The sequence below is a fragment of the Thermosynechococcus sp. B3 genome, from assembly GCF_030323045.1.
Lineage (GTDB): Bacteria > Cyanobacteriota > Cyanobacteriia > Thermosynechococcales > Thermosynechococcaceae > Thermosynechococcus.
Window position 1 is genome coordinate 196,367 of record NZ_CP097584.1, and the last position, 12,963, is coordinate 209,329.

Annotated in this window: 11 protein-coding genes; 7 read left to right on the forward strand and 4 right to left on the reverse strand. The window is 55.3% G+C overall.

Translation table 11 applies throughout. The features are described 5' to 3' along the window. Positions 1–73 precede the first annotated feature (73 nt). Positions 74–1,933 carry an ATP-dependent zinc metalloprotease FtsH4 gene (gene ftsH4 / locus M0646_RS00980; protein WP_149817316.1) on the reverse strand — a complete coding sequence of 620 codons (1,860 nt, stop codon included), beginning with the start codon at positions 1,931–1,933 and terminating at the stop codon, positions 74–76. Between the two features lie 187 nt (positions 1,934–2,120). Here ftsH4 and prfB point away from each other — a divergent pair. Then, positions 2,121–3,252 (forward strand): peptide chain release factor 2 gene (gene prfB / locus M0646_RS00985; RefSeq protein ID WP_286626203.1). Its coding sequence is split into 2 segments (ribosomal slippage): positions 2,121–2,195 and positions 2,197–3,252, totalling 1,131 coding nucleotides; the frame shifts between segments, so codons are not numbered across the junction. Positions 3,253–3,289: 37 nt separating this feature from the next. On the opposite strand, the gene atpC is transcribed toward prfB, so the two are convergent. From atpC to M0646_RS01000, 3 genes are all read right to left on the reverse strand, one after another. Beyond that, complete coding sequence (atpC, locus tag M0646_RS00990; protein ID WP_149817321.1) at positions 3,290–3,706, reverse strand: ATP synthase F1 subunit epsilon; 417 nt, start codon at positions 3,704–3,706, stop codon at positions 3,290–3,292. A gap of 67 nt (positions 3,707–3,773) precedes the next feature. After that, complete coding sequence (atpD, locus tag M0646_RS00995) at positions 3,774–5,222, reverse strand: F0F1 ATP synthase subunit beta (RefSeq protein ID WP_149817323.1); 1,449 nt, start codon at positions 5,220–5,222, stop codon at positions 3,774–3,776. Between the two features lie 228 nt (positions 5,223–5,450). Then, entirely contained in the window at positions 5,451–5,645 is a 195-nt protein-coding gene (locus tag M0646_RS01000) for a DUF2862 domain-containing protein (RefSeq protein WP_149817325.1), read from the reverse strand. A gap of 72 nt (positions 5,646–5,717) precedes the next feature. Between M0646_RS01000 and M0646_RS01005 the strand changes: the two genes are divergently transcribed. The 6 genes from M0646_RS01005 to M0646_RS01030 all read left to right on the forward strand — a co-directional run bounded on the left by M0646_RS01005 (position 5,718) and on the right by M0646_RS01030 (position 12,956). Beyond that, a complete protein-coding gene (locus M0646_RS01005; protein WP_286649768.1) occupies positions 5,718–6,749 on the forward strand; it encodes a D-alanine--D-alanine ligase family protein in 1,032 nt (343 codons plus the stop codon). Between the two features lie 106 nt (positions 6,750–6,855). After that, on the forward strand, positions 6,856–7,389 hold the full coding sequence (locus tag M0646_RS01010; protein WP_206201259.1) for a 4Fe-4S binding protein: 534 nt from the start codon (positions 6,856–6,858) through the stop codon (positions 7,387–7,389). A gap of 48 nt (positions 7,390–7,437) precedes the next feature. Beyond that, the gene (locus tag M0646_RS01015) at positions 7,438–7,932 is read left to right on the forward strand and encodes an isoprenylcysteine carboxylmethyltransferase family protein (protein ID WP_149817331.1); all 495 of its coding nucleotides are present in this window, start codon (positions 7,438–7,440) and stop codon (positions 7,930–7,932) included. Between the two features lie 89 nt (positions 7,933–8,021). Further along, positions 8,022–10,745: a CBS domain-containing protein gene (locus tag M0646_RS01020; protein WP_286649769.1), complete on the forward strand. Its 2,724-nt coding sequence runs from the start codon at positions 8,022–8,024 to the stop codon at positions 10,743–10,745. Beyond that, positions 10,742–11,677, forward strand: coding sequence for a DNA polymerase III subunit delta' (locus M0646_RS01025; RefSeq protein WP_286626209.1), 936 nt, complete (start codon positions 10,742–10,744; stop codon positions 11,675–11,677). The genes M0646_RS01020 and M0646_RS01025 overlap by 4 nt, the downstream gene beginning before the upstream one ends. A gap of 37 nt (positions 11,678–11,714) precedes the next feature. Beyond that, entirely contained in the window at positions 11,715–12,956 is a 1,242-nt protein-coding gene (locus M0646_RS01030) for an efflux RND transporter periplasmic adaptor subunit (RefSeq protein WP_286626211.1), read from the forward strand. Positions 12,957–12,963: the final 7 nt, after the last annotated feature.

The window sequence follows — 12,963 nt, forward strand, 5'->3', positions numbered from 1 at the left end:
GAGACAAAAACATTGGACTGAATGACCAGTAATCCGCTGGTCTTTTTTTTTGGCGGTTTTGCGGCTCCGTTGGTTAAGCAGCGGTTGGGGTTTTTACTTGGCTCAGTAGTTCGTGGAGTTCTTCGCCCTCAATCACTTCTTTTTCTAAGAGTTTTTGGGCGATCGCTTCGAGAAGGTCACGGTTCTCCTTAAGAATACTGAGCGCCTGCTGGTGAGCTGACTCGACAATTTCTTTGACTTCGCGATCAATGGCTTGAGCGGTTTCCTCACTGACTGCCCGTAGCATCATGCCATTGTTCGTCAAAAAGCTCGCCTGCTGTTGCTCAAAGGCAAGAGGACCAAGGACTTTGCTCATGCCGTAGCTGCGCACCATCCGCTCTGCCAAATCTGTGGCCCGTTGTAGATCGTTCGCAGCTCCAGTTGTGATCGTGCCAAAGACAATCTCCTCTGCCGATCGCCCCCCTAGCAAGGTGGCAATTTGGGCGCGCAATTCTTGCTCATCAAGGAGGAAGCGATCCTCCGTCGGCAATTGCAATGTGTAACCAAGAGCCGCCATGCCACGGGGCACAATCGAGATTTTCTCTACCCGACCACTGCCCGGCAGCGCACAGCCGACAAGGGCATGACCGACTTCGTGGTAGGCGACAATTTTCTTCTCCTTGTCGTTGAGGACACGGCTTTTTTTCTCAAGGCCAGCCACGATGCGTTCAATTGCTTCGGCAAAGTCCTGCTGCGTCACCACTTCCCGTTGATTGCGCGCCGCCAGTAGGGCTGCTTCATTGACTAGGTTGGCCAAGTCTGCGCCAGCAAACCCCGGTGTACGGGCAGCGATCGCGTGCAGATCCACTTCAGGAGCCAGTTTCACCTTTTTGGCATGAATTTTCAAAATTGCCTCCCGACCACTCAAATCGGGGCGATCGACCAAGACTTGGCGGTCAAAGCGTCCAGGGCGCAGCAATGCCGGATCAAGGGTTTCTGGGCGGTTCGTTGCCGCAAGGACAATCACCGTTGCCCCCGTGGCATCAAAGCCATCCATTTCCGTCAGCAGTTGGTTGAGGGTTTGCTCCCGCTCATCGTTCCCGCCATAAAAACCGGCACTGGAACGGGACTTACCAATGGCATCTAACTCATCAATAAAGACAATACAGGGGGCTTGCTTTTTCGCCTGCTCAAAGAGATCCCGTACGCGGGCCGACCCGACGCCCACAAATAGCTCCACAAATTCAGAACCTGAAATGGAGAAGAAGGGGACATTAGCTTCGCCAGCAACGGCTTTGGCCAGCAGGGTTTTCCCTGTCCCCGGCGGCCCCACCAGCAGCACCCCCTTGGGAATGCGGGCTCCAATTTGAATGTAGCGCTGGGGATTTTTTAGGAAATCCACAATCTCCACCAGTTCCGCCTTGGCTTCTTCCACCCCGGCCACATCATCAAAGCGAATCCCCGTGTTCGCACCTTCGACATAGACCTTAGCGCGGCTTTTGCTGATGGAGAGAACCCCCTGAGGACCACCGCCCGCTTGGCGACTGGCAAAGAATTGGAAAACGAGCACAAAAACAATCGGCGGAATCACCCAGCCCAAGACATTCAATAGCCAACTGTTGCGGGGGGGTGGCGCGGCAGCAAATTCAACCCCCTGTTCCTCCAAGCGTTTAGGTAACTCTAAATCAAAGATGGGCGTGGTCGCCAACACTTGGGCAGGCTTATCCCCCTGGGGTTTGAGTTGATAAAGAATCTCATTTTGACCCACATAGGCGCGAGCCACTTCTCCCTCTTGCACCTGATGGATAAACATACTGTAGGGAACCTGAGGCGGGCGCGGTGCAAAGAGCTGCGGAAAGAAGAGGTTCAGCAGCAGAAATCCCAAACCCAGAAAGAGTAAGGCATTGCCAATCCAGCGATTGCGGGGTACTTCGGGCGAGTTTTTGATGGCCATGGGTTCCATTCCCCAGAGTTCACCTAGGGATCATGGTGACACTTGGGAGGGACTAAGGGCAAGGGTGAAAAACTTAACATTTCTTGCCTTGACCCCTCAGCTGCCTCAGAAATAGCCCACAGTAGCGTTGGGCGGCGGTCTGCCTTTGATAGAATATCAACAGAATTCATTTCCTTTGCATTGTAGAATGATCGATTTAAGTACGCTCAAACGCGATTTTTCCCTGTTGCGCGATCGCCTGGGTCATACCCAGGACTATCTTTGACCCAGCAGCATTAAGCGCTAAGATTCACGACCTTGAGCACACTGCCGCTCAGCCCGACTTCTGGAATGATCAAGCGATCGCCCAAGTCACGCTCCAACAGTTGACCGAAGCCAAAGACGCCCTCAACCAACTTCAGCAGTGGCAAAAAACAATTGAACACGTGGAAACGGCACTGGAACTGCTGGAGCTAGAGCCGGATGAAGGGTTGGTGACAGAGGCGACTACGCTGCTCAAGGATTTAGACGCCCAGTTGAGTCGCTGGGAACTGGAACAACTCCTCAGTGGCCCCTACGACAAAAACAACGCCATTCTCACGATCAATGCTGGTGCTGGCGGGACTGATGCTCAGGATTGGGCAGAAATGTTGCTGCGAATGTACACCCACTGGGCGGAGCGCCACGGTTACCAAACCCATCTGGCCGAGCTATCGGAGGGGGAGGAGGCGGGCATTAAGTCAGCCACCCTAGAAATTCGGGGGCGCTATGCCTACGGTTATCTGCGCTCTGAAAAGGGCACCCATCGCCTTGTGCGCATTTCTCCCTTTAATGCCAATGGTAAACGGCAAACCAGCTTTGCCGGCGTGGATGTGATGCCCGAACTGGATCAATCCGTTACGGTTGAAATCCCGGAAAGCGATTTGGAGATTACCACTTCCCGCAGTGGTGGCAAGGGGGGGCAAAACGTGAACAAGGTGGAAACGGCAGTGCGTATTGTCCATAAACCAACGGGCTTGGCCGTCCGCTGTACGCAGGAGCGATCGCAACTGCAAAACAAGGAAAAAGCCCTTGCCATTCTCAAGGCCAAGCTATTAGTCATTGCCCAAGAACAAAAGGCCAAAGAAATTGCGGATATTCGCGGTGATGCCGTTGAAGCGGCTTGGGGCAACCAAATTCGCAACTATGTCTTCCATCCCTATCAACTGGTCAAAGACCTGCGCACGGCGGTGGAAACGACAGCCATTCAAGAGGTAATGGATGGTGACCTCGATCCCTTTATCCAAGCCTACCTGCGGCAGCAAACGGAGGAAGCCAGTGAAACACAAAACTCCCCCTAGGGGGAGCAATTGCAGTTCAGCAAATCAGGGAAAGAACCTAAATCTCGACCACACCCCCTGCGGCCTGCAAGCGAGCACGGGCACGACGAAAGGCTTGGGTGGCTTGAATTTTGGCCTGTTTAGATTCCCCCTGTTCGGCTTTAGCGAGGGCAGCCTGTGCTTCAGCAAATTCGGCCTTGGCTTTTTCGAGGTCAATTGTGTCCCCGCGCTCAGCACCGTTGACAAGAATGGTCACTTCGTTGTTTTCAACTTCGGCAAAGCCCCCCATGAGGGCGATCGCCACCCACTCGCGGTCTTGGCGCACCCGCATCACGCCCGTTTCCAAGGCGGTTAAGAGGGGGGCATGATTTGAGAGAATACCCAATTGCCCCGTTGTGCTGGGCAAAATCACTTCCTCAGCGGGGGCATCCCAAACGGTTTTATCGGGTGCAATTACCCGGACGGTCATCACCATAACGCTTCCCTTGCCACTCAATGATCAAAGGGCGGGTTGCCCCACCCTGTATCGACACCTGTGAAACCTAGGCTTTGAGTTTTTCAGCCTTAGCTTTGGCTTCTTCGATATTGCCCACCATGTAGAAGGCTTGTTCGGGCAGATCATCCAGCTCACCGCTGAGGATCATCTGGAAGCCTTTGATGGTTTCTTCGAGGGTGACGTATTTGCCGGGGGCACCGGTGAACACTTCCGCCACAAAGAAGGGCTGAGACAGGAAGCGCTCAATTTTGCGTGCCCGCGCCACGGTTAGGCGGTCTTCCTCAGAGAGTTCATCGAGACCCAAAATGGCAATAATGTCCTGCAACTCTTTGTAGCGCTGCAGGGTGGCTTGCACCGCCCGTGCCGTTTGATAGTGCTCCTGACCCACAATGTCCGGCTGCAACATGTTGGAGGTGGAGCCAAGGGGATCCACAGCGGGGTAAATCCCTTTTGCGGCTAGACCACGGGAGAGCACCGTTGTCCCATCCAAGTGGGCAAAGGTCGTGGCCGGAGCAGGGTCAGTCAGGTCGTCCGCAGGCACATAGACCGCTTGAATCGAAGTAATCGAACCTTCCGTGGTCGAGGTAATCCGCTCTTGCAGGGCACCCACATCGGTACCGAGGGTGGGCTGGTATCCCACCGCAGAGGGCATCCGACCGAGTAGCGCCGACACCTCAGAACCGGCTTGCACAAAGCGGAAGATGTTATCAATAAACAGCAGGACATCCTGCTTGTTGACATCGCGGAAGTATTCGGCCATCGTCAGCCCCGACAGACCCACACGCATCCGTGCGCCGGGGGGTTCGTTCATTTGACCGTACACAAGGGCGATTTTAGATTTGCTGGGATCGTTTTTGTCGATCACGCCCGATTCAATCATTTCGTTGTAGAGGTCATTGCCTTCGCGGGTACGTTCGCCCACGCCAGCAAACACCGACACCCCACCGTGTTGGGTCGCAATGTTGTTGATGAGTTCCATCATGATCACGGTCTTGCCGACGCCTGCACCGCCAAAGAGGCCAATTTTACCGCCACGGCGATAGGGGGTGAGCAGGTCAATCACCTTGATGCCGGTTTCAAAGACCGAGGGCTTGGTTTCCAGTTGCGTAAAGCTGGGAGCAGGACGGTGAATGGGCAGGGTTTCAGTGGCACTGACAGCGCCTTTTTCGTCCACGGGTTCACCCAGCACGTTGAAGATGCGACCAAGGGTGGCTGTCCCTACGGGCACGCTGATGGGGGCACCGGTATCTACGGCTTCCATCCCCCGCACTAAGCCATCGGTGCTACTCATGGCAACGGCACGGACGCGGTTATCGCCAAGGAGTTGTTGCACTTCACAGGTTACAGCCACGTCTAAGCCGGCCTCGTTTTTGCCTTGAATCCGCAGGGCGTTGTAAATGGCGGGCATTTTGCCGCTGGGAAATTCAATGTCAACGACAGGGCCAATGACCTGAGTAATAAAGCCTACATTGGTTCGTTCTGCTGATATGACCATGGACGTTTGCCTACTGTCTAGGTAAATTCATTTGCGTTTTTTCAGAGGGCGATCGCTCCCCAAGGGGCACAACGATCGAGACTGAAAGTGGAATGCAGCTTTTGGTGCAAGCGCACCACAATACAACGTACCACTAATGCAGCCTTTTTCTATCGGATTCAGTGGGATGCAAATCTGAGATCTTATTGACCCCGCTCAGTTGCTGTGAAAAAGGCGGCAGGGCAGGAATTAGCCGACGACTTCAATTTCGTCCTCAAAAAACCAAGTGCTGGAGCGATCGTCAAAGGTGACAATGACGCCAACCCCACTGCCATCGGTCATCTTAAAACCAGTAATTTGACCCACTTGGCCGAGTTTTTGAATGATGTCTTGGGCGACGCGATCGCGAATTCGACAGACGCGCACTTTTTGCCCCACGTCCATAGCAACTCCCAAACTTTGTATAATCCTTGAAAATCGTACCAAGAAACCGTCACATTCACACGGGTTTGTCCTATGGGTCGTCTGCGGGTCGGGCTATTGTTTGGAGGTCGCTCACGGGAGCATGAAGTTTCGGTGGTCTCGGCGGCAGCGATCGCCCAAGCCTTTACCGAGGGCGACAATCGCGATCGCTATCAAGTGATTCCGATCTACATCCAAAAAGATGGCCGCTGGCGCTCCACAGACCATGTTGGCATCCCCGAGGGCGCAGCACCAGAGGACTCCCTGTGGCAGTTTCCTGCGGTTGCCGAAACCATTGATGTTTGGTTCCCGATTCTCCACGGCCCCAATGGTGAAGATGGTACGATGCAAGGCCTGCTGCAATTGATGCAACGCCCCTACGTGGGTTCGGGGGTGGCTGCCTCGGCCATTGGTATGGACAAAATCTTGATGAAAACGGTCTTTGGGGCTGTGGGCTTACCCCAAGTGCGCTACGTAGCCCTGCAGCGCAGTGACCTGTGGTCGGATCCCTGTCGTTACAACCATTTGTGCGATCGCATTGAAACCGAATTGGGCTATCCCTGCTTTGTCAAACCTGCCAACCTTGGCTCCTCCGTGGGCATCTCCAAGGCCAAAAATCGCCAACAACTGACAACTGCCCTTGAGGCCGCTGCCGAACTGGATCGCCGCATCATTGTGGAAGCGGGTGTGGTTGCCCGTGAGCTAGAGTGCGCGGTGCTCGGCAATGATAAACCCCAAGCTTCGGTGGTGGGGGAGATTACCTACAGCAGTGAGTTCTACGACTACGAAACCAAATACACCGATGGCCGCGCTCAACTCCATATTCCTGCGGAGATTTCCCCAGCGGTGAGTGAGCAGATCCGCAGGATGTCCCTACAGGCCTTTCAAGCCCTTGATGCCGCTGGCCTTGCCCGCTTTGATTTTTTCTATGTACCCAGCACTGGCGAAATCCTGATTAATGAAGTGAATACCCTACCGGGGTTTACCGCCCTGAGTATGTACCCCCAACTGTGGGCGGCGAGTGGTGTGCCCTTTCCGGAATTAGTCCATCGCTTGGTGCAATTGGCTCTAGAGCGGCACGGCTAGCTATTGCCTTGACCACGTAAAGAGTCGTGAAGGCACTGGAGCTAAGCCTTGACTTTTTCTACTAAATAACTTTATAGTCATATAAGATTATACGACTAGGCAGGTTATGAAGCGATCGTTGAGGGGCAAGCCCAGTCAGTGGGCAATGATTTGGCTATTTTTTCTAATTGCGATCGGTGGCCTCTGGTATCCTTGGCTGGGGTACCTGATGCTGGCCATGATGCTGGGTATTCCTGTGCTGGCCTATTTTCGCAGCCGCTACTGGTGTGGCAACCTCTGCCCGCGTGGCGCGTTCCTAGACATTGTGCTTTATCACTTTAGTCCCCACCGTCCCTATCCCAAACTCTTCAAAAAACAAAGTTTTCGCTGGGCGGTGTTTAGCTTCATCATGACGGTTTTTGCCCTTCGCATGACATTGGCATGGGGCAACTGGGTCGCGGTAGGTGGCCTCTTTGTCAATATGTGCGTCGTCACGTCCATTGTTGCGATTCTTTTAGGGGTGATCTTTAATCAGCGGGCATGGTGTGCGATTTGCCCGATGGGCACACTCCAAGAATCCTTGGGTAAACTGGGAAGTGGCCAGACGAAGGCGAAAAAAGCCAGTGCGAAAGCCACAAAATTGTTGCCCCCTGTGGAATGAGCGCGCGATCGCTAGAATTGAAGATATGCAGCAACAGCGGCAACCAAGGTGAATAAACTGCAAGAGTGGGGCTTCAGCAAAGACTGGTGGCGCAATCAACGGGGAGAATTTTGGGTCATTGGCCAAACGGTACTCAGTATCGGCTTTATTCTCTTGCCAGTGGTACGAGTGGTTAGCCTACCCTTGGTGGTGCGCCTAGGATTGACCCTTGGCTTGGGGCTGATTGGCCTTGGTCTAGGCATTGCTGGCTTGTTTCACCTAGGGAACAACTTGACACCCCTACCCCATCCCAAGGAGGACAGTCAGTTAGTAACCACGGGGGTTTATGCTTGGGTGCGCCATCCGATCTATAGCAGTGTGATCTTTTTGGCCTTGGCCTATGGTGTATGGCAAATGAGTCTTTCCCACGGGCTGGGGGCGATCGCCCTCTTCATTTTCTTTGACCGCAAGGCCGCTCAAGAAGAACAGTGGCTATCGGCCAAGTTTAAGGACTACCCAACCTATCGGCAAACGGTGAAGAAACTGATTCCTCTTCTCTACTAATTTTTGTCCTTTTGCTGGAACACAACTTGCCGCAGACTGGATACAGGGGAGTTGAAAACTCTCGCCACCGCCCCCTTGCGGAAGTTCTGATGGATGTTGTCCTTTGTCATCAAATTGCTGATTTTGACACCCTTGGGGCAGCCGTCGGTGTCACACGCCTTTATCCGGGAACCAAAATTGTCTTGACTGGGGGAACCCATCCCAAGGTGGGGGAATTTTTGGCCTACCATCGCGATGAATATCCCCTCATTGAAGCAAGAGCCGTTGACCCCCGTCAATTGCGCCAGATTTGGGTGGTGGATACACAGTGGCGCCGCCAATTGGGGCAAGCCGCAGGATGGCTGGATCAACCCCAAGTCCAAATTGGCCTGTACGATCACCATTTAGAGATGACGGGGGATATTGTCCCCCAGCAGCAATGGTTAGAACCCGTGGGGGCAACCAGCACCATTATTTGCGAACAGTTGCAGACCGCAGAGATTCGCCTGACACCCACAGAAGCAACGGTTCTCGCCCTAGGGATTCATGCGGATACGGGTTCCTTGACCTTTGAGCAAACCACGGTGCGGGATGTGCAGGCCTTGGTGTGGCTGTTGAGCCAAGGGGCCAATCAGCGGGCGATCGCCACCTATTCCGAGGCTGGCTTGAGTGCAGATCTGCAACCCTATTTGCAGCAGGCGTGGGCAAATCTCCAGCAAGTGGTTTATCAGGGCTATCGGCTGGGCTGGGTACTGCTGCACACAGCGGAGTATCTCCCCGGCCTCTCGCGGTTAATCACCCAATTGGCGGATCTCAGTGAATGCGATGCCATTCTCCTTGGCCACTGCTATCGCCAACATCATCTCGCCATTATTGCCCGCAGCCAAATTCCCAATGTCAATGTTGCCCATTTGCTGGCTCCCCTTGGCGGGGGTGGCCATGCCCAAGCCGCCGCAGTGACGATGACCACAGACCAGCCAGAGGCGGTGCTCAAAGAGATATTTACAGCGCTTCAAGCACAGATTCCCCATCCGCCAACAGCGGCAGAACTCATGTCCTCACCCGTACGAACAGTACGTCCAGAAACCCCCATTGCCGATGCCCACCGCGTCTTGCTGCGCTATGGCCACTCTGGTCTGTCGGTGGTGAGTGCCGCAGGGGAACTGCTGGGGATTATTTCACGGCGAGATTTGGATGTAGCGCTGCACCACGGCTTTGCCCATGCCCCGGTCAAAGGATACATGAAAGCACCGGTGCGCACGGTTTCCCCGACAACGCCACTGCCAGAGATTCAAGCCCTAATGGTGCAGTACGATATTGGGCGGCTACCGGTGGTGAATGAGCAAGGTGATCTTGTGGGAATTGTCACCCGTACCGATGTGCTGCGCCACCTCTATGCCCTCAGCCGCGAAACGGAAACGGTCTGCCCCTTGCCAACCCTAAATCTTTACGAGGCACTGCAACAACGGCTGCCGGAGCAACTGTGGGCGCTACTGCAACGGGCGGCAGCGATCGCCAAGGAACGCGGCTGGCAACTATACCTTGTGGGTGGCGCCGTGCGGGATCTGCTGTTGGCCATTGCCCAAGGGAATCACCATTTACCGACACGGGAGTTTGATTTGGTGGTGGATGGGGTGCAACAGGAGGAAGCTGCTGGCGTGCATTTGGCACAAGCGCTCCATGACCTTTACCCAGAGACGGATTTACAAATCTATGGCCAGTTTCAAACCGCGGCGCTCCACTGGCCGAAGGCCTTGCCCTTAGCCGGGTTTGCTGTGGATATTGCCACCGCCCGCAGTGAGTTTTATCCCTATCCGGCGGCGCATCCGGAAGTGGCCGCCAGTTCGATTCGCCAAGATCTCTACCGCCGCGACTTTACCATCAATGCCCTTGCTATGCGCCTGACGCCACCGCGCCACGGGGAGGTTCTGGACTTCTTTGGCGGACGGGAGGATTTGCAGCGGCGACTGATTCGGGTGCTCCACCCCAATAGCTTTATTGAAGACCCGACGCGGATTTTTCGAGCCGTGCGCTTTGCTGTGCGCCTTGGCTTTGACCTAGAGCCGCAAACCCGCCAGTACATTGAATATGCCCTCACCAGCGGTGTCTTTGCCACCCGCGATCGCCCCACCTCAAAACGGCCTTCCCTGCAAAGTCGGCTGCGCAATGAACTGCGCCACATCCTTGAACTGCCCCTTGCGCCAACGGAACACTTTGGCGGTGAGCGTGCCTTGACGTTACTCGCGGAATTGGGTGCCCTTGAGTGTTTAGATCGCCAAGTGAAGTTTGATCAGGCGGCCAAGGTGCGCTTGAAATTGGTTTGGGAGTGGTGGCCAGAGATTCCTGAGCGGCGAGAGTGGCAAACCTTTCCCCTGTGGGAGCTAGAACTCTTGGCCTTGATTGTGACTGTCCCCACGGCGGGGGCGATCGCCCGTCAACTGCAACTGGGGGAGCATATCTGTGAGTGGCTGGACACTTTTCCTCAATGCCAACAGGAGTGGCAGAGATTGCGGCAGAGCCAGCAACAGCGCAGTCGCTACTGTGAATTTTTAGAGCGTCAGCCCCTACCCATCATTGTGCTTTTGGCCGCAGTACAGCAGGCAAAAGGTAGCGCAGCCGATTTAGGGGATGTCGCCCTATTGCGGGAGTATCTCTGGCATTGGCGATTGCAAAAGCCGCCCCTAAATGGCCATGATCTGCAACAGTTGGGCTATCCTCGCGGACCGCAGTTACGGCAAATTCTCCTTGCCCTGCGATCGGCAATGCTTGATGGCCTTGTCAGCGATCGCCCCAGTGCCATTGCCTATGTTAAAGCCCATTTCCCCAAACCATGAATTGGTTTCGCTCCGTCATTGGTCAGCCAACCGCTGTTCAACTCTTGACCCATGCCCTCGATCGCCAGCGACTCACCCCCGCCTATCTCTTTGTTGGACCTGAAGGGGTAGGCCGTGCCCTCACTGCCCGCTGTTTTCTGCAAGCGATTCTCAACGAGGCCAAGGATCTCAGCAACCACCCGGATGTCCTCTGGATTGAACCCACCTACAGTATCCAAGGGACGCTCTACACCCGTCGCCAACTCGTCGCCGCTGAGAAGGAGATTCCCCGCAGTGCCCCCCAGATTCGTCTAGAGCAAATTCGCCAACTCAGCCGTCACCTCAGCCAACCGCCGATGCGTGCGTCGCGATCGCTAGTGGTCTTGACCCAAGCTGAAACCATGAACGAAGCTGCCGCCAATGCCCTGCTAAAAACCCTCGAAGAACCGGGGCGTGCCACGTTGATCCTCATTGCTCCCAGTCCGTCAGCGCTCTTGAATACGATAGTTTCCCGTTGTCAGAAAATTCCCTTCTATCCCCTGAATCGTTCGGATCTGGAGCAGGTTCTGCGACAGGTCGCCCCCCCTGAATTTTGGCAGGAGGTTAGCCCCGCCCTCTTTGACCTAGGAGCTGGCTCCCCAGGAGCAGTTCTGCAAGCGTGGCAAACATGGCGAGAGATTCCTGAGCCGTTCCGCCACCTCGGCAAACAACTGACCACACCCCTCCCTTTACAAACTGCTTTGGAATTGGCACGAGATATTAGCCAATCCCTTGATGTGGAACGACAGCTCTGGCTCCTCGGTCTAATGCAGCAGCAAATTTGGCAAGGGGGATCGTTCCCGCAGAAGGTGTCTATGCTTCAGCAATTGGAGCGTGCCCGTCAGTATTTGCAGCAGTACGTTCAGCCTCGCCTTGTCTGGGAGGTGTTACTGATGCAGTTGGGGACGGTGTGATAGGCTATCGGCAGCAGTTGGGAAGATAAATAGACAGATGATGGCGAAACAACAATGGCTGGGGGCGATCGCGATCGCGGTGCTCTTGGGGGGGTGCCAGTCGGCAATAAATCGCTTAGAATCACCGGCAGTCGCGCGACCAGAAAGGGAAGGGGTCGCTGCTGATGTGGCAGTGGCACGCTTGGAACGGCTGGAAACAGGCTCAACCCTGACAGGTACCACTCGCCCCTACCGTGAAGTGATGGTGCGATCGCAGGTGGAAGGTCAAGTGATTCGCCTTGGCGTGGATGTGGGCGATCGCGTTCAAGCGGGGCAACTCCTTGCAGAGGTGGATCCCATTGTGCTGAAAAATGCCGTCTTTGAAGCAGAGGCAGAACTGGCTGCCCGTCGCAACGAGGTGATCCAAGCCCAAGCCGCCGTCAATCGCGCCCGTACAGCCGTCGAAGAAGCCCGTCTTACCCTCCAACAGGCGGAAAGTGACGCCCGCCGCCTTGAAACCCTGCTGCGGGATGGTGCCGTCTCAGCGCAAGCAGCGGAACAGGCACGCACAACGGCGCAAACAGCACGGCAGGTACTGCGGTCTCGTGAAGCAGAGGTGGTGACCGCCCAACAGGGGGTGGCCGTTGCCCAAGGACGAGTCCAAGCCCAAACCGCCTTTGTCCAACAGGCACGGGCACGGTTGAATCAAGCCCTCCTGCGATCGCCCCTCAATGGCGTGGTGCTAGAGCGACTGACAGAAGTGGGCAACCTACTGCAACCGGGGGGAGAAGTTCTTCGCCTTGGCGATATTCGTCAACTCAAAGTTGTTGTGGAAGTCTCGGAACGGGAATTAGCGAGATTAGCTCCCGGCCAAGGGGCAACAGTGACGTTTGATGCCGTGCCCAACCGCACCTATGAAGGACGGATTACGCGAATTTCACCTGCCGCCGCCGCTGCCCGTCTGATTCCTGTGGAAGTCGTGATTGACAATGCCGATGAACGCCTGGGCAGTGGTTTACTGGCACGGGTGGCCTTCCAAGGAGCGAATGCGCCGCGCTTGATGATTCCGCAATCCGCCCTCAGTGGTTTTGAGGCGGGGCAACTATCCTCACGGCAAGGCAGCGTTTTTGTGGTGGTTGGCGATCGCGTGCAGGAGCGGCAGGTCACCCTAGGCCAACGGCGGGAGGGCAAAGTAGAAATCCTCAGTGGTTTGAATGCCGGCGATCGCTATGTCGTCCGTTCGGGTCGACCCCTGCGGGACGGGGATAAAATTCGCCCCAGCATTCTCTCTGAGGGCTAACTAGAGG